12 protein-coding genes are annotated in these 21,150 nt (G+C 72.6%); 6 read left to right on the plus strand and 6 right to left on the minus strand.

The genetic code is table 11. The features are described 5' to 3' along the window. Window positions 1-36 precede the first annotated feature (36 nt). From ACFV8T_RS02635 to ACFV8T_RS02645, 3 genes are all read right to left on the minus strand, one after another. Entirely contained in the window at window positions 37-1,056 is a 1,020-nt protein-coding gene (locus ACFV8T_RS02635; RefSeq protein ID WP_385323715.1) for a serine/threonine-protein kinase, read from the minus strand. Between the two features lie 113 nt (window positions 1,057-1,169). Continuing rightward, window positions 1,170-1,949, minus strand: coding sequence for an ABC transporter ATP-binding protein (locus tag ACFV8T_RS02640; RefSeq protein WP_266425804.1), 780 nt, complete (start codon window positions 1,947-1,949; stop codon window positions 1,170-1,172). 4 nt (window positions 1,950-1,953) lie between these two features. Further along, entirely contained in the window at window positions 1,954-2,895 is a 942-nt protein-coding gene (locus tag ACFV8T_RS02645) for an ABC transporter permease (protein WP_385323717.1), read from the minus strand. Between the two features lie 127 nt (window positions 2,896-3,022). Here ACFV8T_RS02645 and ACFV8T_RS02650 point away from each other — a divergent pair, with 127 nt between their 5' ends. Next, window positions 3,023-3,631 (plus strand): TetR/AcrR family transcriptional regulator, encoded by a 609-nt coding sequence (locus ACFV8T_RS02650; protein ID WP_385323718.1) that lies wholly within the window; start codon window positions 3,023-3,025, stop codon window positions 3,629-3,631. A 10-nt stretch (window positions 3,632-3,641) separates the two neighbouring features. On the opposite strand, the gene ACFV8T_RS02655 is transcribed toward ACFV8T_RS02650, so the two are convergent. Then, on the minus strand, window positions 3,642-7,166 hold the full coding sequence (locus ACFV8T_RS02655) for a CDP-glycerol glycerophosphotransferase family protein (protein WP_385323720.1): 3,525 nt from the start codon (window positions 7,164-7,166) through the stop codon (window positions 3,642-3,644). Window positions 7,167-7,266: 100 nt separating this feature from the next. Between ACFV8T_RS02655 and ACFV8T_RS02660 the strand changes: the two genes are divergently transcribed. The 5 genes from ACFV8T_RS02660 (at window position 7,267) to ACFV8T_RS02680 (ending at window position 16,433) form a co-directional block, all read left to right on the plus strand. Then, on the plus strand, window positions 7,267-9,405 hold the full coding sequence (locus ACFV8T_RS02660; RefSeq protein WP_385323722.1) for a CDP-glycerol glycerophosphotransferase family protein: 2,139 nt from the start codon (window positions 7,267-7,269) through the stop codon (window positions 9,403-9,405). A gap of 42 nt (window positions 9,406-9,447) precedes the next feature. Then, on the plus strand, window positions 9,448-12,996 hold the full coding sequence (locus tag ACFV8T_RS02665) for a CDP-glycerol glycerophosphotransferase family protein (RefSeq protein WP_385324726.1): 3,549 nt from the start codon (window positions 9,448-9,450) through the stop codon (window positions 12,994-12,996). 350 nt (window positions 12,997-13,346) lie between these two features. Further along, window positions 13,347-14,429: a hypothetical protein gene (locus ACFV8T_RS02670; RefSeq protein WP_385323724.1), complete on the plus strand. Its 1,083-nt coding sequence runs from the start codon at window positions 13,347-13,349 to the stop codon at window positions 14,427-14,429. A gap of 44 nt (window positions 14,430-14,473) precedes the next feature. Beyond that, entirely contained in the window at window positions 14,474-15,988 is a 1,515-nt protein-coding gene (locus tag ACFV8T_RS02675; RefSeq protein WP_385323727.1) for a methyltransferase domain-containing protein, read from the plus strand. A 70-nt stretch (window positions 15,989-16,058) separates the two neighbouring features. Beyond that, a complete protein-coding gene (locus ACFV8T_RS02680) occupies window positions 16,059-16,433 on the plus strand; it encodes a hypothetical protein (RefSeq protein WP_385323729.1) in 375 nt (124 codons plus the stop codon). Window positions 16,434-16,460: 27 nt separating this feature from the next. On the opposite strand, the gene ACFV8T_RS02685 is transcribed toward ACFV8T_RS02680, so the two are convergent. After that, window positions 16,461-18,632, minus strand: coding sequence for a CDP-glycerol glycerophosphotransferase family protein (locus tag ACFV8T_RS02685; RefSeq protein WP_385323731.1), 2,172 nt, complete (start codon window positions 18,630-18,632; stop codon window positions 16,461-16,463). Between the two features lie 62 nt (window positions 18,633-18,694). Next, window positions 18,695-21,007 carry a CDP-glycerol glycerophosphotransferase family protein gene (locus ACFV8T_RS02690; RefSeq protein WP_385323734.1) on the minus strand — a complete coding sequence of 771 codons (2,313 nt, stop codon included), beginning with the start codon at window positions 21,005-21,007 and terminating at the stop codon, window positions 18,695-18,697. Window positions 21,008-21,150 lie beyond the last annotated feature (143 nt).

Consider the following 21,150-nt stretch of genomic DNA (forward strand, 5'->3'; position numbering starts at 1 on the left):
GATGGAGCCTACGACAGGTGGCGGGCCGTCAATTCATCATTGGGGGCCGGACGTTCGGCGCGACCGATGGGGCCGGTCGGCGGCCGAGGGGTCACGCACGGTCGGCACATAGGTGGGGGTGTACGAGGACGGGCGGGGCCGCGTCGCCGCCTCGATCCGGGCCACGGCCGACGCCACCGGGTCCGGCAGCCAGCCGGTGAAGTTCCGCGGCCCCGGTCCGCCGTCCTCGCCGAGCGCCTGCTCGCACAGCTCGGCGACCTCGCGGGCGGCGGGGCGCTCCTCGGGCCGGGCGGACAGGCAGCTTTGGAGCAACTGCCGCAGCGGCTGCGGGTGATGGTCCAGGCGAGGGGGTTCGCGGTCGGTGCCCGCGATCCGGGCGGCGACGGCGAGGCCGTGGCCCCGGCCGTAAGGATGCTGCCCGGTGGCGGCCTCGGCGGCCAGCAGCCCGAGCGCGAACACATCGGACGCGGGGGTGAGCCTTCGGCCCAGCGCGTGCTCGGGCGACATGTTCTTCGGGCTGCCGATCAGCCGCCCCGCCGTGGTGAGGGTCCGGGTGCCGGCCGCCCGTGCGATCCCGAAGTCGAGCAGCCAGGGGCCGCTCGCGGCGAGCAGCAGATTGCCGGGCTTGATGTCGCGGTGGATGACCCCGGCGGTGTGGACGGCGTCCAGCGCGCGGGCGAGAGCGCCGGTCAGCCGGAGCACCGCGGCCGTCGGCAGCGGTCCGTGCGCGCCGAGGACGGCGTCCAGCGGCAGGCCGGGGACGTAGTGGGTGGCGAGCCAGGGCCGCGGCCCCTCGGTGTCGTGGTCGACGACGGGCACCAGGTGGTACCCGGAGACCCGGCGGGCCGCGGCCACCTCACGGGCGAACCGCACCCGGAACTCCGGGTCCTGCGCGTACTCCCGGCGGATCACCTTCAGGGCCACGGGCTGGCCGCCCCGGGTGTGCGAGAGATAGACGGTGCCCATCCCGCCCTCGCCCACCCGGGCCCGCAGGGCGTAGCCGGAGATCTCCCGCGGATCGTCCGCCCGCAGCGGTCCCGGTACGCCGTCCTGCATGTGCCCCCCTGAGCGGTTCGAACGCAACCCCGTGGTGCGGCAGGGGAGTTTATCGCCCCGGCCGCCGCGCCCTGCTTCTTGCCGGGGGCGAACTCCTCGTACGCCGCCGCGCCCTACTTCTTGCCGGAGGTGAACTTCTCGTACGCCGCCACGACCTCGTCCGCCGGACCGTCCATCCGCAGCGTTCCCGCCTCCAGCCAGATCGCCCGGTCGCAGGTCTCGGTGATCGACTTGTTGCTGTGGCTGACCAGGAAGACCGTGCCGGCCTCCTTGCGCAGCTCGATGATCCGTTCCTTGCTGCGCCGCTGGAACCTGGCGTCGCCGGTGGACAGCGCCTCGTCGATCAGGAGGACGTCGTGGCTCTTGGCGGCCGCGATCGAGAAGCGCAGCCGGGCGCCCATGCCGGAGGAGTACGTGCGCATCGGCAGGGTGATGAAGTCGCCCTTCTCGTTGATGCCGGAGAAGTCGACGATGCCCTCGTAGCGCTCGCGGATCTGGGCGCGCGTCATGCCCATCGCGAGGCCGCCGAGCACCACGTTGCGCTCGCCGGTCAGATCGCTCATCAGCGCGGCGTTCACCCCGAGCAGCGAGGGCTGGCCCTGGGTGTGCACCCGGCCCTTCGTGGCGGGCAGCAGGCCGGCGATGGCCTTGAGCAGGGTCGACTTCCCCGAGCCGTTGGAGCCGATCAGGCCGATGGCCTCGCCCTTGTACGCCGCGAAGCTCACCCCCTTCACGGCGTGCACCTCGCGCACCCCGGGGGCCTGCCGGCGCGAGACGATCCGGCTCAGCGCCGAGGTGGCGCTGCCCTTTCCGGTGCGGGCGCCGTTGACCTTGTACGTGATGTGGACGTCGTCCACGACGACGGTCGGTACCCGCTCGTTGTTGTCAGCCATGTCGTCAGCCACGTCCGTACCGCTCCTCCGCCTGCCAGAAGTACACGAATCCGCCGACCCCGCACACCAGTGCCCAGCCCGCGGCGATGGCCCACACATGCGGCGGGAGGTGGGACGCGCCGAAGCTGTCGATGAGCGCGAATCGCATCAGATCGATGAAGACGGCGGCCGGATTGCACTCCAGCATCACCATCACGAAGTGCGGAACCCGTTCGCCCTTGAGCATCGTGTCCACGCTCCACATGACCCCGGACGCGTACATCCAGGTGCGCAGGATGAACGGCATCAGCTGGGCGATGTCCGGCGTCCGGGCGGCCAGCCGCGCCACCACCATGGAGACACCGGTGTTGAACACGGCCTGCAGGAGCAGCGCCGGGACGGCCAGCAGCCAGGACGGCCTGGGGAACTGCCCGAACCCCACCAGGATCAGCACCAGCGCGCCCAGCGAGAACAGCAGCTGCTGGAGCTGTTGCAGGGCCAGGGCGATCGGCAGCGAGGCGCGCGGGAAGTGCAGCGCCCGGACGAGCCCCAGATTGCCGCTGATCGCACGGGTGCCCGCGGTGATCGAGCTGCTGGTGAAGGTCCAGATGAAGACGCCGGTGACGAGGAACGGCACGAAGTCCTCGACGTTGCGCTTGGTGTTCATCAGGACGCCGAAGATGAAGTAGTAGACCGTCGCGTTCAGCAGCGGCGTCATGATCTGCCAGATCTGGCCGAGCTTCGCCTGGCTGTACTGGGCGGTCAGCTTGGCGGTGGCGAACGCCGTGATGAAGTGCCGGCGTCCCCACAGCTGCCGGATGTACGCCACCAGTGAGGGCCGGGCCCCGCTCATCGTCAGTCCGTGCCGGGCGGCGAGCGCGGCGAGCTCGCCCGGTGCGTACACCGGGAAGGGCGCACCGGCAGGGGTGTCGGCCGGGGCCGCTGGGGTTGCTGTCTGGCTCACCACGATCGCTTTCGACGGGAGGGCAAGGAACGCGAATCGACGGAACGGGACCGTATCGTCGCAACGCCGAGGGTAGGACGCATCCGCGTCGCAACGCAACCGTTTCGTCGTTACGGACTATGATTCGGCCATGACCACCGACCCGGGAACCCGCCGCCGTGTCCCCGCCGGAGCCGCCGTGCTGCGCGAGGACGTCACCGATGCGATTCGCGGCGCCGTCTTCGAGGAGCTGGCCGCGGTGGGCTTCGCCCGGATGTCGATGGAGGGGATCGCGCGGCGCGCGGGCGTCGGCAAGACCGCCGTGTACCGCCGCTGGAAGTCCAAGCTGGCCCTGGTCCTCGACCTGGTGTCCGCCGTCGCGGTCCAGGGCATGCCGGCTCCGGCCACCGGTTCGCTGTACGGGGACGTCCGGGCGGTGCTCGAACTCGCCTCCTACGCCCTGCGCCACCCCGTCGCCTCGCAGGTCATCCCGGACCTCCTGGTCGAGGCGGCCCGCAACCCGGAGATCTCCGACACGATCAAGGCCGCCCTGCTGGACCCGCAGCAGGGCATCGCCGCCGTGGTCGTACGGGACGCCGTGGCCCGCGGCGAGCTGCCCGAGGGCAGCGACCCGGACCGGGCGCTGGACCTGATCGTCGGCCCGCTCTACTGGCGGCTCGCCGTCGTCCGCGCCCCGCTGCCCAAGGGCTACCTCGACGACCTGGCGGCCTCCGCGGTCGCCGCCCTCGAAGCGGCCTGAGCGACAGCCGCTAGCCCTCGGCCAGCAGCCGGTCCGCGACCCGGGCCGCCGCCCCGCCGTCGTCCAGGTCGCAGAAGTCCCGGCGGAAGCTCTCGTACGCCGCCGCGTGCCGGGCCGACGAGGCGTCCAGGGTGCCCGTGTCCCGCAGGCACACCGCGATCTCGTCCGCGTCGGCGAGCAGCGGGCCCGGCGCCCGGCTCTCGAAGTCCAGGCAGAAACCGCGCACCGTGTCGCGGTAGTGCTCCAGGTCGTGGGTGTGGAAGAGCATCGGGCGGCCCGTGTGCGCGAAGTCGAACATCAGGCCCGCGTAGTCCGTGACCAGCACATCGGCGATCAGCAGCAGCTCCGCCGTGTCCGGGTGCGCCGACACGTCGCGTACGCCCGGCCGCTGCGGCACGCTCCCGGTCACCCGGGGATGGCGGCGCACCAGCACCGTGTGGACGTCACCGATGGACCGCGCCAGTGCGGCCGGGTCCAGCGCCGGGTCCCAGCGGTAGCGGGGCCGTTCGTCGGTGCCGGAGGGGTGGGCCAGCTGGTCGCGGTAGGTCGGCGCGTACAGCACGACCCGGCGGCCGTCCGGGATGCCGAGCCTGTGCCGTACCCGCTCCGCGGTCTTGGCGCGGTCGGCCGAGAAGAGCAGGTCGTTGGCGGGGGAGCCCGCCTCCAGGACCTCGCCCCGGTACCCGAGCGCGCGCCGCAGCAGCGGGGTGGAGTGGCTGCTGGGGGAGACCAGGACGGACCACTGGGCCGAGCGGTGCGCCAGCGTGGCGAGCTCCTGGTGGTCGGCGTACAGGGTGCCGTCCAGATCCGTGCCGAAGCGGCCGAGCGGGGTGCCGTGCCAGGTCTGCACGACGGTCTGGCCGGGGCGGCGCTCGAACCACTCGGGCAGCTGCTCGGCGGTGACGATGCGGCGGGACCGCGCCAGCGCCTCGTACCAGGCGGCGCTGTGCTCGACGACCGGGACGGCGGTGGGCGGGACGTGTCCGTGGACTCCGTCGGTGACCCAGAGGTGCTCCGACTCCACCCCCCGGCGCAGGAGTTCGGCGTGGACGGCGCGCGGCGAGTCGCCGCCCGTGTAGAGGACCGCGTCCCGCAGCGGCATTACGCGCCGGGCCGGATAGTGCCCGGCGCGCAGTTCGGCCCGGCGGTACGCGCCGCGTTCGGCGGGCGCGAGCACCGGTCCGGCCAGTACGGTCAGCCGGTCGCCGGACCGGCGGTCCAGGGCGAACTCCCGGCCGGGCACGGGGGCCGCGGCGACCGGGACGCTTCCGCGAAACGGCAGCCGGGCGGCGAGCGAGGTCAGCACCCGGACCGGCCGGCCGCCCAGATAGGCGTCCCAGCGGCCCTCGTGCAGCCCGGCCGCCACCGACGGCGCCAGGAACGCGGAGAAGCGGCACCCCCCGCCGCCCCCTTCGCGGGCCTCGCCGCGCGCTCCCCGCGCGCGCCGCTCGTCGTGGGTGACGGGCACCGACACCGTCTCGCGCAGCGTCTCGTGCCGCAGGACGAGACGGTCCGGGCCCTTGTCCTGCCGTACGCCCGTACCGGCGCCGGTCACCCCCTCCACCCGCAGCGCACCGTCCGGCGTCCACACGGCCCCGTCCACGAACGGCTGCCCGCTCAGGTCCAGCACCAGCTCGCCCGCCGCGTCGGCCACGACCGGCGGAGCCGACTCCCCGGCCGCCGCGAGCGGTACCCGGGATCCGTCGGCCATGACCAGCCGCGCCCGCCACCGCCCGCCGGGCTCCGGCTCGACCTCGCGCGGCGCCCGGTGCGGCGCCGGTGGCGCGGCCGCCATCCCGGCGAGATCGGCGAGCGGGATCCGTACCGTGAAGCGGCCGTCCGGCCGGCATTCGACGGGGTGGCCGAACTCCTGGTCCGTCACCCCGTCGCAGGTCAGCACCAGGGCCTTCGGCCGGGCACTCCCGTACAGCCGGCCCGTCAGCTCCAGGTCCTCGCCGAAGCGGTGGGTCTCGCAGCGGGCGGGCAGCTCCGCCAGATTCAGCCGGAGCCGCCCGCCCCGGTAGTCGAGCACCGCCCGCCGTCCGTCGCCCAGGTCGTGGACGAGCGGCTGGACGGCCCCCGCCTCCACGGCGCGCACCGCCACCCGGCGGACCGTGCCCTGGGCGGCCACCATCATCCCCACCAGCCAGCTGCCGGGCCGCAGCCGGCGCGGGTCGAGGGTCATCTCGAAGCCGGAATGGTCGTAACCGTGCACCTGCTGGCCGGAGTCGACGGTCGCCTCGGGCGCGGGCACGCCGCGTACCGGCACCGTCCGCAGCTGCTGTCCGCCGGCCGCCCGCACCATGCCCACCTTCAGCGAGTGGCGTGGCGTCGCGGCCGGCAGATTGCGGATGTACGCGTAACCGCGCAGCCGCAGCTTCCCGTCATCGCTCCACCGCGCCTCCAGCAGCCGTGCCACGGCCGGGAGATCGGCACGGGCCAGGCGGGTGGTGTCCGGGATGCCGGGGAAACCGCCCTGCCGCCGCCCCGGCACGCCGCCGACCGTGAACGTCCCGGCGCCGTTGGCCCGTTCGAAGGCGAGCACCTCCAGCAGCTCCGGAAGCCGGCGCTCCTTCACCAGCCGCCACTTGATCCGCAGCTCCGCCGGCAGCTCGTGGGCCACGGCCCGGTCCGCGCGGCCCGCCCCGTCCATCCGCTCCATCCGGTCCAGGAACGCCCCGGCGTCCGCCATGAACGCCTCCCGGTACCCGGGTCCGCCCAGGGCGAGCCCCTCCAGGAAGTACACGAAGTCGTCGCGCAGGCACGAGAGGTCGTAGCGGCGCCGCGCACCGCCGTTCGCCACTTTGCCCCGGCCCGCGAGGAACGCGCTGACCTGCTCGCACGCCGCGATCCGGTCCCGTACGCCGGCCACGTCCGTACGACGCCGGGTGATCGAACCCTCCCGCACCCGCCAGTAGTAGACGTGCTCGTGCAGCACGTCCACCGAGCCGGCGAGGTAGTGCGCCGGGATCATCACCGGGGTGTCCTCGTAGAGCTTCCCCTCCGGGAAGGTGAAGGCGTGCCGGTCCCAGAAGGAGCGCCGGAACACCTTGTTCCAGGCGACCCGGTCGGCGAGCAGCCGCGGATCGCGGCTGATGTGGGTGCGCGCCCGGGTGCCGGTCAGCCACCGGTACTGCCAGGCCTGCTGGCGACCCTGCTCGTTCAGCCGCCACACATTGCCGGTCGCGAGGTCGGAGCCGGTCGACTCCAGCGAGCCCAGCATCCGCGCGTAGGCGTCGTGGACGACGATGTCGTCGCTGTCGACGAACGCCAGGTACGGCACGTCCGGCGTGGTGTGCCGCACCCCCGTGTTGCGGGCCGCGCTCAGCCCCCCGTTGGGGCGGCGCACGAAGCGGAAGCGGCGGTCGCGGGCGGCGAAGTCCTCGGCGATGGCCGTACTGCTGTCCGTCGAGCCGTCGTCCACGAGGACCACCTCGATGTCGGTGACCGACTGCTCGGCCACCGAGCGCAGGCAGTCCTCCAGATAGTCCTCGACGTTGTGGACCGGGACGACGACACTGAGGCGCGGCTTCATGCCCGGTCAACCGGGGCGGACGCCCCGGGTCACCGGGACTGCCCCGAACGGGTGAACACGGGTTCGGCGCACGGTGACGGCGCGATTACCCTCGGCTGCCATGCTTCTCAGTGTTGTCGTGCCCGTCCACCGGGTTCAGGGCTACCTCCGGGCGACCTGCGAGTCCGTGCTCGGCCAGGTTCCCGGTGAGCCGGAGCTGCTCGTCGTGGACGACGGGTCCCGGGACGGCGGCGCGCGGATCGCCGCCGAGTTCGCGCGGCGCGACCCCCGGGTCAGGGTGATCACCCTTCCCGAGCACCTCGGCGCGGGCCCGGCCCGCAACGCCGGGGCGGCCGTGGCGCGCGGACGGTATCTGCTCTTCCTCGACGGCGACGACCTGCTGCGACCGGGCGCACTGGCGGCGATCACCGGCCGGCTGGCCGCGAGCGATCCGGATGTCCTCCTCCTCGGACACGACCGCGTCGACTGGTGGGGCGAGGTCTCGGCCCCGCGGCCGACGGGGTCCGGCCCCGCGGCCGACGGCCTCTCCACCGCCGTCCCGCGGCTCTTCCGCCGCGCTTTCTGGACCGGGCACGGGCTCCGCTTCACCGACGGCCCCTACGCGGACGTGCTCCCCGTCCACCGGGCCACCCTCCTCGCCGCCGACGCCGGCACGCTCGACACCCTCGACCGGGTCTGCGTCCGCCACCGGGTCCGTCGCTCCGGCACCCCCGCCACCACGCCGGGCCGCCACCACTTCGCGATCCTGGACGCGTACCGGCGGCTGCTCGCCGAGACCGGCGACGACCCCCGGATCCGGGCAACGCGCACCCGCCACCTGCTCGCCGTCCTCGACGACCCCGGCCGGATCGCCCCCGGCGACCGCGCCGCCTTCCACCGCGCCGCCGCACTCCCCGGCAGCTACCCCGTCCGCCGCGTCCGGGAGGCCGCCGGGACCGGCCGCACCCGCACCCGGGCCGCCCTGGTCCGCGGCAGGAGGACGCTCCGGGCCGGCCTCACCCGCGCCGTCTACCGCGCCGACCTGCTGCGCCCGCTGGACCCGAACCTCGCGGTGTACGGCGCCTACTGGAACCGCGGGGTCGCCTGCAACCCGGCCGCGATCCACGCCAAGGCCCTCGAACTCGCCCCGCACGTCCAGGGCGTCTGGGCCGTCTCCTCCCGGCACCGCGACCGCCTGCCGGCCGGCACCCCGTACGTCATCGAGGGGTCCCTCGCCTACTGGCGGGTCATGGCCACCGCCACGTACCTGATCAACAACTCCAGCTTCCCCGGCGGCTTCACCAAGCGCCCCGGCCAGTGCTACCTCCAGACCCACCACGGCACCCCGTTGAAGACCATGGGCCTGGACCAGCGCGGCTACCCGGCCCTCACCAACGGCATCAGCTTCGAGAAGATCGTCGCCCACGCCGACCAGTGGGACTTCTCCCTCTCCGCCAACCCCCACACCACCGAGATCTGGGACCGGGTCTACCCCTCCGGGTACGAGCATCTGAACCTCGGCTACCCGCGCAACGACATCTTCTTCACCGCCACCCCGGAGCGGACCGCCGCGATCCGGCGGCAACTCTCCCTCGACCCGGACCGGACCGTGCTGCTGTACGCGCCCACCCACCGCGACTACCGCAAGGGCTTCGTCCCCCAGCTCGACCTGGAACGCCTGGCCCGCGAACTCGGCCCGCAGTACGTGGTGCTGGTCCGCGCGCACTACTTCTACGGCGGCGCGGCCCGGCCGGCCGGAGCCCGGGTGGTGGACGTGACGGAACACCCCTCCGTCGAGGAACTCTGCCTGGTCTCCGACGCGTTGATCACCGACTACTCGTCGCTGATGTTCGACTACGCCTGCCTGGACCGTCCGATCATCAGCCACGCCCCGGACTGGGCCGCCTACCGGGCCTCGCGCGGCACCTACTTCGACCTGCTCTCGGGACGTCCCGGCGACACCCCGGGCGCCGTCGCCACCACCGAGGACGAGCTGCTGGAGCTGTTCAGGACCGGTGAGTGGCGTTCGGCGCGGACGACCCGGCTGCGGGCGGCGTTCCGGGAGCGCTTCTGCCCGTACGACGACGGGCACGCGGCCGAGCGCGTGGTGCGCCGGCTGTTCCTGGGCGAGAGGAGGATCCCGATCGGGACGGGGTTCCCGGGCGACGCGGAGCGGGGCCGGGCGGCAACCGGGGCACAGCCGATGTCACCCGTTCGGGAGAGACCGCGACCGGTGACCCCCGGCCCGTCACGGGGTTGAGCCATACGGCCAACCAGGCCCCGATGAACGGACGTGCTCAACATGTCGCCACGGCTCAGTGTCGTCGTACCCGTCCACAACGTCGAGCTCTACCTGACGGACTGCCTGAAGTCCCTCGCGGAGCAGACCATGACCGACCTGGAGGTGGTGATGGTCGACGACGGGTCCACCGACGACAGCGCGGCCCTGGCCGCCGAGTTCGCCGAACAGGACGGCAGGTTCCGGCTGGTGAGCCAGGAGAACGGCGGGCTCGGCCACGCCCGCAACACCGGGGTCCGCAACTGCGACCCGGGCGCCCGCCATCTCGCCTTCGTCGACAGCGACGACGTGCTCCCGCCCCGCGCGTACGAACTCCTCGCCGGTGCCCTGGACGAGACCGGCTCGGACCTCGCGTCCGGCAATGTGCTGCGGCTGCGGACCGGCGGCCGGCTCCAGCAGTCGCCCAACTTCCGCAAGCCCATGGCGACCACCCGGCTGCGCACCCACATCTCCCGGGACTGGGACCTGGCCGCCGACCGGATCGCCTGCAACAAGGTCTTCCGCCGGTCCTTCTGGGACGAGCACGCCTTCGCCTTCCCGGTCGGCGCCCTCTACGAGGACATCCCGGTCGTCCTGCCCGCCCACTTCCTGGCCCGCTCCGTCGACGTGCTGAAGGACGCCGTCTACCACTGGCGCGACCGGCCGGGCTCGATCACCACCCGCCGCGCCGTCGTCCGCGGCGTCCAGGACCGGGTCTCGCACGTGCTGGGCGTCTCCGCCTTCCTCGACGAGCACCGCAGCGCCGACGACAAACGTCGGTACGAGTCGCATGTGCTCGCCAACGACCTCTGGTACTTCATGGAGGCGCTGCCCGACGGCGACGAGGAGTACCGGCGTGCCTTCGCCACGTACGCCAACGAGTTCACCGACCAGGTCGACCCGGCGGTCCTCGACGCGCTGCCGCTGCGGCTGCGCCTGATGTGGCACCTCGTGCGCGAACGGCGGACCGACGAACTGCTGGACCTGATCGCCTTCGACAAGGCCGAGCCGGGCGCGTTCGCGGTACGGGGCGTGCGCCGCCGCAGCGCCTCCTTCCCGGCCGTCACCCGGCCGGTGCCGCGCCCGGTGCTGCGGGTGAGCGACCGGGACCTGCCGCTCACCGCCCGGCTGCGGGACGCCTACTGGCAGGGCGGCAAGCTGCACCTCAAGGGGTACGCGTACATCCGCAACCTGCCCGCCGGCTCGCGCGCCGCCGAGTTCCGGGCGGGCTGGCTGCGGGCCGGGCGCCGGCACGTGGTGCCGCTGCGGCTGCGTACGGTCGACGAGCCGGAGGCCACCGCCCGGTCCCGGCAGAGCCTGCACGACTACGACCGGTCGGGCTTCGAGACCGTCGTCGACCCGGCCAGGCTCCGCATCGACCCGCGCGGCAGCCTCGAACGGCTCACCTGGCGCCCGGAGATCGGCATCGCCGGACACGGCATGCTGCGCCGCTCCGAGCTCTCCACGGACGAGGCGGCCGCTCCGCCGCCCGTGCACCGCCCCGACGGCGACCACCGGATCGTGCCCGCCTTCGACGGCGGCAAGCTGGTGCTGCACGCCGAGCGGATCGACGCCCGCTTCGAGACGCACCGCGCGGGCGACACCGGCGACGGAACCGCCACCGTGGTCATCGACGGGATGATCCGCGACCGCCTCGGCAAGGGGCCGCTGCGCCTCGCGCTGACCCACCGCCCCTCCGACACCTCCTTCGACTGTCCGGTGACGGTGCACCAGGGGGCCGTGCCCTCGGCGGCGGGATGGCGGCGGTTCACCGCGGACATCCCGCTCGGCGCCTTCGCCGAAGCCCGGCCGGACACGGCACGGGGGGCGGGGCGCGCCCAGGTCCCGTACAGCCTGCACCTCGTCGGACCGGACGGGCGCCGGACGCCGGTCGACGTGCCGGGGCCGGTACTGCCGGGCCGCTACCCGCTGGCCGGGAGCGGCGACGAACGGCGCGAACTCGGTCTCACCGCCAGCTCCCGCGGCAATCTGCTGATCAGCGACCGTACGGTACAGCCCGCCGTCGACCTGGCGACCTGGACGGAGGACGGACAGCTCCTCCTGGAGGGCGGCTTCCCCGGCCTCCCGGAACGGCCCGTCGAGCTGGTGGCCAGGCACAGCGGACACGGCGAGGAGGCCGTCCTCCCCCTCACCCTCTCCGGGGCCGCCGACGCCCGGCGGTTCAGGGCCGCGCTCCGGCCGGACGCCGTCGAGGGCCCCGGCGGGAAACTGCCGCTGGGCCAGGGGAACTGGTACCTCTTCCTCCGCGAGCAGGGCGCCCGGGACGAGGCGGACGACGCCCCGCTGCGCATCCCGGCCGCCCTCCACCGCACCCTGCCCGCCGCCCGCACCCTCGCCGGCCGGACGTACATCGTCGAGCGGCGCTTCCACGACCAGTTGCTGATCAACTGCGCGTCGGTGCTCACCGCCGGGGAACGCGGCCCGCGCGGCGAGCGGCTGCTGCGCGACGGGTACCGGACCCGGCGCACCGCACCGCTGCGCGACACGGTGCTGTACAGCAGCTTCGACGGCCGCCAGTACTCCGACTCGCCGCGCGCGATCCACGAGGAAGTGGTCCGGCGGGGCGCCGAGCTGGAGCAGCTGTGGGTGGTGCGCGACCAGCAGGCCCGGGTCCCGGCGGGCGCCACGGCCGTCGAGCACGGCTCCGCCGCCTGGCACGAGGCGCTGGCCCGCAGCCGGTACGTCGTCACCAACACCCAGCTCCCGGAGTGGTTCGAGCGGCGCGAGGGCCAGTGCGTCGTCCAGACCTGGCACGGCACCCCGCTCAAGCGCATCGGTCTCGACCTCGCGGGCACCGCGCGGGCCAACGCCTCCTACATCGCCACCATCGAGCAGCGCGCCCGCCAGTGGAGCTTCCTGGTCTCCCCGAACAGCTTCTCCACCCCCGTCCTGAGGCGCTCGTTCGGCTACCGGGGCGAGGTCCTGGAGTGCGGCTACCCCCGCAACGACCTGTTCCACGCCCCGGACCGGGCCAAGGTCGCCGCAGCGGTGCGGGAGCGGCTCGCGGTCCCCGAGGGCAGGCGGATCGTGCTGTACGCGCCGACCTGGCGCGAGGACCAGCCGCGCGGCGGTGGCCGTTACGCCCTCGGCCTGCAACTCGACCTGGCCGCCGCCGAACGCGAACTCGGCCCGGACACCGTCCTGTTGGTGCGCCGCCACTACCTGGTGACCGACCGCCTCCCGGACAGCGGCAGCGGCTTCGTGCGGGACGTCTCGCGCTACGGGGACGTCGGCGAGCTGATGCTGATCAGCGACGCCCTGGTCACCGACTACTCCTCGCTGATGTTCGACTTCGCCCAGACCGGCCGCCCGATGCTCTTCCACACCCACGACCTGGCGCACTACCGAGACACCCTGCGCGGCTTCTCCTTCGACTTCGAGGCCCGCGCCCCCGGCCCGCTGATCCCCGGTTCCACCGGACTCGTCGAGGCGCTGCGCGACCCGGAGCGGGCCACCGCGGGACACGCGCAGGCGTACGCGGCATTCCGCCGGGACTTCTGCGACCTGGACGACGGGCACGCGGCGGCGGGCGTGGTCGACCGAATGCTGTAATCCGCGCCGCCCGGCCGGTGCCGCCCCCGGCCGGGCGAAGGGACCGGAGTCACCGCGCCCTCCCTGAACCGTTCGAGTGATCCAAAGGTGCGAATGTTTGCGCGAATATGCAGCGCATTCAAGTAATGGTCCATACAAGTGCGGTCATCGTTGCGTTGCTCAGCGTCTTCCGGTTGCTACGTTCTGCTTTCATGGGTATCCGAATGCGATGCGAAACCTGGGACGTGCCACGCGCAAGGGCGGCGGTGCTCATTGCCGCGGCTGCGGGTCTTCTCACCCGAATGCTGATCGCGGCGAATATGCCGGGCCCGGCCGACGTGCGAATCTTTCATGGTTTCGCAAAGGCGATCGTGCGTTACGGGCCCATTCGGATTTACGAACAGCCGCTGCCGGGACTGCCCGTCTACAACCACCCGCCACTGGCCGGCTGGATGCTTCTCGGCCTCAATGAACTCTCCGAACTCGGCATCCCGTTCGGAACGCTGATCAGATCGCCCGCCTCGATCGCCGACTTCTTCTGCGCGCTCATCGTGTTCGAGATCGTGCGCCGGCGCGCTTCCCTCGGCGCCGCCGTCGCCTGCGGTGTGGGCGTGGCCGTCAGCCCCGTGCTGATCGCCACCTCCGGCTATCACGGCAACACCGACGCGGTCGCCATCACCTTCGCCCTGGCCGCCGCCCATCTGCTCGTCGACCGGAAGGCACCGCTGGCCGCCGGGGTGGCCGCCGCGCTCTCGATCAGCATCAAGTTCATCCCCGTGGTGGTGATCCCGGCGCTGTTCCTCGTCGCGCTGCGGGCGGGCCGGCCGGCGTTCGTCCGCTTCTCCGCCGGGTTCGCCGCCCTGGTCGCCCTCGTCTGGGGGCCGGTCCTGGTGACCGTGCCGGAGAACCTCAAGCAGAACGTGCTGGAGTACGCGGGCGGCGGCTACCGGCTCTGGGGACTCGTCCGCTTCGCCGACATGTTCGGCCTGCCGCAGTCCTTCATCACCTACATCGAGGGCGACGGCCACTTCTTCTTCGTGCTGGCCTGCGTGGCGGCCGGGGTCTGGCTCGCCTGGCTGCGGCCCGCGCAGCTGCCCGTCGTCGTCGCCGTCACGATGAGCCTCCTGCTGCTGCTCTCCACCGCGTCCGCGCTGCAGTACCTGACCTGGGCCGCCGCCGGGCTGTTCGTCGTCGGGTTCTGGGAGGGCGCCGCGTACAGCTGCCTGCTCGGCCTGACGGCGGTCCTCGGCTACCAGGGACGCTCCGCCGTGCGCTGGAGCGAAACGGTGCTGCACCTCGGCGAGGCCGGCTGGGTGGTTCTCGCCGTGGGTCTCGGCAGCGGAATCCGCAAGATCCTCGCCATGCGATCGGACCCGCCCGGACGGCCCCCCGTCGAGGGGACCCCGCTCATGGCGCCCCGCACCTGTCAGCCCACCGGTTCCGCCACCAACTGACCGCCCCCGAGCACCAAGCACCGAGCGCAACTGGAGAACGCCCCGTGAAGGAAAGCCCGAGCCCCAGGATCGGCATCCTGGTGGTCGCGTACAACGCCGAGACGACGCTGGAGAGGACCCTCGACCGCATTCCGGTGGACTTCCGGTCCAAGGTCGCCGAAGTCCTCATTCTCGACGACGCGAGCCATGATGCGACCTTCACCGCGGGCTGCCGCTGGTCGCAGACGGAGGGAATGCCGCGGACCGTGGTGATGCGGCACACCAAGAACCTCGGATACGGCGGAAACCAGAAGGCCGGATACGCGCTGGCCGCCGAACACGGACTGGACATCATCGTGCTGCTGCACGGCGACGGACAGTACGCCCCGGAATTCCTGCCCGACATGGTCGCGCCGATCGAACGCGGCGAATGCGAGGCCGTCTTCGGGTCGCGGATGATGAAATCCGGATCCGCGCTCAAGGGCGGCATGCCGATGTACAAATGGCTCGGCAACCGCATTCTCACCCGCCTGGAGAACACCCTTCTCGGATCGCAGCTCACCGAATTCCACTCCGGATACCGCGCCTACAGCGTCGCGGCACTCAAGAAGCTGCCGATCCACCGGAACACCGACGCGTTCGACTTCGACACCCAGATCATCGTCCAGCTGCTCAACGAGGGGATGCGGATCAAGGAGATCCCCGTCCCCACCTACTACGGCGACGAGATCTGCTACGTCAACGGCATGAAGTACGCGAAGGACGTCGTCAAGGACGTCCTCGAATACCGGCTCGCCGTCAAGGGATTCGGCACCTGCGGCTGGATCCCCAAGCCCGTCGAGTACGCGTTCAAGGAGGGCGACGGCTCCTCGCACGCCGTCATCCTGGAGAAGATGCGCAGCCTCCCGCCCGGCCGCGTCCTCGACCTCGGCTGCTCGGGCGGCCTGTTCGCCCAGCGCCTCGAAGCCCTCGGCCACGAGGTGACGGGCGTGGACTACATCGAGGTCCCCGGCGTACGCGAGAAGTGCACCCACTTCCACCTCGCCAACCTGGAGGAGGGGCTGCCGGTCGAGATCGGCGCCGACTACGACTACGTGGTGGCCGGCGACGTCATCGAGCACCTCTCCCGCCCCGAGCGGGTGCTCGCCGAGGTCGCCGAGGTGCTGAGGCCCGGCGGCCATGTGCTGCTCTCCGTACCGAACTTCAGCCACTGGTACTCACGGCTGCGGGTCGCGCTCGGAGTCTTCGGCTACGACCGGCGCGGCATTCTCGACGAAACGCATCTGCGCTTCTTCACCCGGGCCAGCCTGCGCCGCACGGTCAGGGACGCGGGCTACGACGTCCTCGACATCGCGTCGACCGGGGCCCCGTTCTGGGCGCTGCTCGGCGGCGGACCGCTCCCCGCGGTCCTGGGCGGAGTGTCGAAACTGCTCACCCGGATCCGGCCGACGCTGTTCGGCTATCAGCACGTCGCACTGCTCACCCCGCATGCGGCCGAGACGATCATCGCTGGAGAGCACGTCGATGTACAGGACATCCTCAACCGACAGTACGCCCCTGCCGACCGGGTCGGCGTCTGAGGCCGCCGTCCCCCGTCCCACCCCCACCCCGGAGTCGGAATCCCCGGCCGCCGCAGTCAGGAGCAAGGTCTTGACCCTCCCCAGTCTGATGCTGCTGCTGTTCGCCGTGTTCTCGTCGGCGGGCGGCCAGATCATGCTCAAGCACGGGATGAAGAGCGCCGCGGCCGCCGCGGGGCACGGCGGCGGATCCATCGCCCTGCGCGCCGCGACCAGCCCCTGGGTCGTCCTGGGCCTGGTGGTCTTCGCGGTGTCCGCCCTCGCCTGGATGGCGACCCTGGCCAAGGTGCCGCTGTCCATCGCCTATCCGTTCAACGCCCTCGGGTATCTGCTGATCGTGCTGGCCGGGGCGACCGTGCTGCACGAGCGGACCTCGATGTGGACCTGGGGCGGCTCGCTGCTCGTGGTCATCGGCCTCGTCACGGTGATGGCGGGCCGGCAGGGCTGAGAGCGCCGCCGTCGGACGGGCTGCCCCTCAGGCCCGTCCGACGACCGGTTCCGTCTCGCCCAGCAGCACCTGCCGCACCACCCGCTCCGCGGCCCGGCCGTCGCCGTACGGACAGAACCGGGCCCGGAACGCGGCCCGCAGCGCCTCGTTCTCCGGGCTCCGCCAGCTGCCGTCGAGGAAGATCCGGGCCAGCCCGTCCGTGGTCGTGGAGATCGCCCCGGGGGTGTCGCCGGGCGCACCGGACAACAGATCGAAACAGACCCCCCGGACCGTGCGGTACGTCTCCCAGTCGGGGGCGTGCACCACGATCGGCCGGTCCAGATGGGCGTAGTCGAACATCACCGACGAGTAGTCCGTCACCAGCGCGTCCGCCGCCAGGCACAGCTCCTCGATCCGCGGATGCTCGCAGACATCGATGAGCGAGGGGTGGTCCGGCAGCCCGGCACCCTCGTAGAAGTAATGGGCGCGGACCAGCACCACCGACTCCGGGCCCAGCGCCTCGCAGAACCGGGCCAGATCGAGCCGGCTGGTGAACGCCGTCTCGTAGTCGCGATGCGTCGGCGCGTACAGGATGGCGCGCTGTCCGGGCCGGACACCGAGGTCCCGGCGGATCGCCGTGATCCGGTCGCCCGGAGTCGTCGAAAGGGCGTCATTGCGCGGATAGCCCGATTCGAGGGACCGCGCCGCGTTCGGATAGGCGCGGGCCCACACCTCGGTGGAGTGCGGATTGGCGGAGACGCTCCAGTCCCATCGGTCCACGCGCTGGAGCAGCCGGTCGAAGTTCAGCCCCTGGGCCGCCGCCGGGTAGTTCTGCTGATCGAGCCCCATGATCTTCAGCGGGGTGCCGTGATGCGTCATCACATGGACCTGGCCGGGGCGCTTGACCAGGTGGTCGGGGAAGTTGACGTTGTTGAAGAAGTACGTGGCCCGCGCCAGCACCTGCCAGTAGCGGCGGGTCCCCGGCACCACGTGGTCGACGCCCTCGGGCACCGAGCCCACCTGGTTCCGCGACACCACCCACACCCCGCGCACCTGCGGGGCCAGCTCCCGGGCCTTGCGGAAGATCGCCTCCGGATTGCAGCTCAACCCGCGGTTCCAGTAGGCCGCGTAGACGGCGAGCCCGCCGTCCAGCGGGAGCCTTCGCTGCCACCAGTAGTAGTGCCCGGGGAGGCTGCGTCCGGCCCGCGCCCGGACCGCGCCGGGTGCCGCCCGCAGGCTCCGGCGCAGGGCCAGCACCGTGTCGAGCGCACCGAGCGCGGCATACCGGCCGCCGCCCATCAGCCGGGGCCGAAGCCCCTGGGCGCCGCCCGGGAAGCGGTGCTCCCCGGGCCGGTGCGCACGGTGGAACGCCGCCACGGAGCGTACGTAGCGCCTGCGCCGCCGGGTCACCGACGGGTATCCGGCAAGGAGTTCCTGGACCGCCCGCTCGAAGAGCAGGGTCCGTACGGGAGCCAGTGGCGGCCGGTCCCGCACGAACTCCATCAGGGCGGCGTACGCCTCCACGAGCTGGTGCGGTGCCGAGCCGTCCGCCGGTTCCGCCGCGTCGGCCCCGGGCGGCCGGCGCCGGCCGCGGTGCTCGACGCAGGGGGTGGCGAGCACGGCGACGGACTCGGCGGCGGCGAGGGTCTGGAACGCGTACATCCGCTCCCCGTGCTGCCCGGGACCGAAGCTCAGCTTCTCGCTCTCGTGGAGGGTGCGGCGCACGGCGCGGTTCCAGGAGACCGGCGCGATGTCCAGCAGTACGGGGTGCTCGGCGAGGGTGAGCCGGCCCTCGGGCAGCCCGCCGAGCAGCTCCAGCGAACGGGTCGGCCGGGGGCGGCCGCGGAAGGGCCGCCGGTGGTGGCCGAACAGCAGCAGCTCGGGGTCACCGGTCGCGTCCAGGCGGTCGGCGACGGCCTGGAGGGCGCCCGGCAGGTGGACGAAGTCGCCCTCCAGGAAGAGGAGGTAGTCCCCGAGGGCCCGCTCGGCCCCGGCATTGCGCCGCCCGTCCGCACCGGCGCCCGGCGGCAGATGGATGGCCTGCACCCGGCAGTCCCGGGAGGCGAACTCGTCGAACAGCAGCCCCGAACCGTCCGGCGCCCCGTCGTCGACCCCGATCACCTCGATGTCCGTGAACGACTGGGTGAGCACCGACTCCAGGCACTCGCGCAGCTGGCCTCGGGCACGACGGACGGGGACGATGACACTCAGCCGGGGCATACGGGCTCTTTCTCGGACACGGATCCAGCGGATTCGACGGGCCTGACGGATCTACGGCGCGCTCAGGGGTGGTTGGTGGGCCGGGCACCGGCGAGGCCGAGGTCCGCGGACGCCTGCCGGTCACCGGGCACCGCGGCGGTGGCCGGTGCGGGGGCCGGGAACCGCGCCGGGTTCCCCGCCGCCGGCGCGGGACTCCGCCGCTCCGGCGGAATCGCGGGCGGCTGCACGGCGGTGTCGCCGAGGAAGACCCGGCGCACCACCCGCTCCGCCGCGAGCCCGTCGTCGTACGGGCAAAAGCGCGCCCGGAACGCCGCCCGCAGCTGGGCGGAACGGGCGCCGCACCAGTGGCCGGTGGCGAAGACATCGAGCAGTTCGTCCTCGCTGTGCGCGATGGCGCCGGGCGGGCAGGAGTGCAGATCGAAGTAGGTGCCGCGGGCCGCTTCGTACGCCTCGCGGTCGCCGCAGTGGAGGACGACGGGCCGGTCCAGATTGGCGTAGTCGAACATCAGCGAGGAGTAGTCCGTGATCAGCGCGTCCGAGGCGAGCGCGAGCGATTCGACGGAGGGATGGCCGCTGACGTCGATGATCCGGGGGTGCGGTTCGCGGTCCATCGGGGCGTCGTACGAGTAGTGCGTGCGGGTCAGGACCACGTAGCCCGGACCCAGGACCCGCAGCACGCGCGCCAGATCGAGAGCGGGGCACTGGGCGCGGCGGTAGTCCCGGTGGGTGGGCGCGTACAGCAGGGCCACCCGGCCCTCCGGGATGCCGATCAGCTCGCGCAGCCGCGCCACGTCGTCGGCGGTGGCCCGCTGGTAGACGTCATTGCGCGGGTACCCGTACTCCAGCGTCACGCAGTTCGCGGAGGCCGACGGGTAGGCCTTCTCCCAGACGAGGGTGGAGTGCTGGTTCGCCGAGAGGGAGAAGTCCCACTTGTCGACATTGGCCAGCAGCCGGCCGAAGTCCGTCGCGCGGGCCGCCGCCGGACGGTCCTGGAGGTCGAGACCCATGGTCTTGAGCGGGGTGCCGTGGTGGGTCTGGAGCAGCACCTGGCCGCGCCGCTTGACCAGCCGCCGGTCGAAGTTGACGTTGTTCACCAGGTATCGGGAGCGGGCCAGTGCCCGCCAGTAGCCGTACGTCCCGGGGGTGAGGCCGCGGGTCGCGGTCGGCACGGTGTGCGCGTCCTCGGGGCGGCAGATCCAGGCGGTCCGCAGCCCGGGGACGAGCTCGCGGGCCTTCGCCTCGATCGCCGCCGGATTGCAGGCGTAGCCGCGGTGCCAGTACGCGGCGAACACCGCCCGGTCCGCCTGGACGGGCAGCGTCAACTGGACGCGGTAGTAGGCCTGGAGCGCGACCGCTCGCACCGTCCGCCGGACCGCCGCGGCGGTCCGGCGCAGCCGGCCGCAGAGCGCCTGCGCGCTCCACAGCGCACGGTACGTGCGGTGGGCGCCCAGCCGGATCAGGCCGTGGCGCAGCCGGGCGCGGAGCGGGACGGGGGCGCCCGGGGTCCGGTAGCGGCGGCAGTGGGCGCGGGCCCGGCGCAGGAACTCGCCGTGCCCGCCGCGCGGCAGTCGCCCCCGGGTGGTGAACAGCGTGGAGAAGTGGTCGAGCATCCTGCGGAAGATCACCGGCCGCCAGCGGGCGAGCGGGGGGCGGGCATCGATGAACGCGAAGACCCGGTCGTACTGCTCGAAGATGTCGAAGTGGCTGCGGCTGGTGGTGGACAGGATGTTGCCCCGGCGCCGCTGCCGGTAGCCCACGCACACCCGGTCGAGGACCGCGATCGAGCCGGCGGCCATCAGTACCGGGTAGGTCCAGGGCGTGTCCTCGTAGTAGCCGGGCGGAAAGGTGAACCCCTCGGCCTGGACGAACGCGCGGCGGTACGCCTTGTTCCAGACGACCATCAGCACCTTCAGCAGGGCGGGCCGGTCGGCGAGCGTGAAGGCGGGCGGGCCGGTCTCGGCGAGATGCTCGGCGTAGCTGTTGCGCACGCTCTCGCCCGTCCAGTACGTCCGGGCGTAGTCGTAGACCAGTACGTCCGGTTCCCCGGCCGCCCCGATCCGGTCGGCGACGGCCCGCAGGGCGCCGGGGGTCAGGGTGTCGTCGCCGTCCAGGAAGACCAGGTAGTCGCCGGTGGCCTGCGCGATCCCCGCGTTACGGGCCCGGCCCAGGCCCACGTTCTCCGGCAGGTGCAGGGCCCGCACCCGGCGGTCGCGGGCGGCGAACTCGTCGATGACGGTGCCGCAGGCGTCCGGTGAGCAGTCGTCCACGGCGATGAGCTCGAAGTCCTCGAAGGACTGGGTGAGCACCGAGTCCAGGCTCTCGTGCAGATACGCCTGAACCCGGTACGCGGGCACGATGACACTGAACCGGGGCACAACACATCCATGGGTCGTTCGCTGCGCGGGCGGGTGGTCCGCAAACGCCCCATGGAGTGACCGGGTTACGTCAAAACGTGGCAAATCCACGAAATGGCAGGTGGGGCGGGGTTGCCGTGATGGGTAACCCCGCCCCGTGTTGA

The sequence above is a fragment of the Streptomyces sp. NPDC059832 genome (assembly GCF_042731715.1).
Classification (GTDB): Bacteria; Actinomycetota; Actinomycetes; order Streptomycetales; family Streptomycetaceae; genus Streptomyces.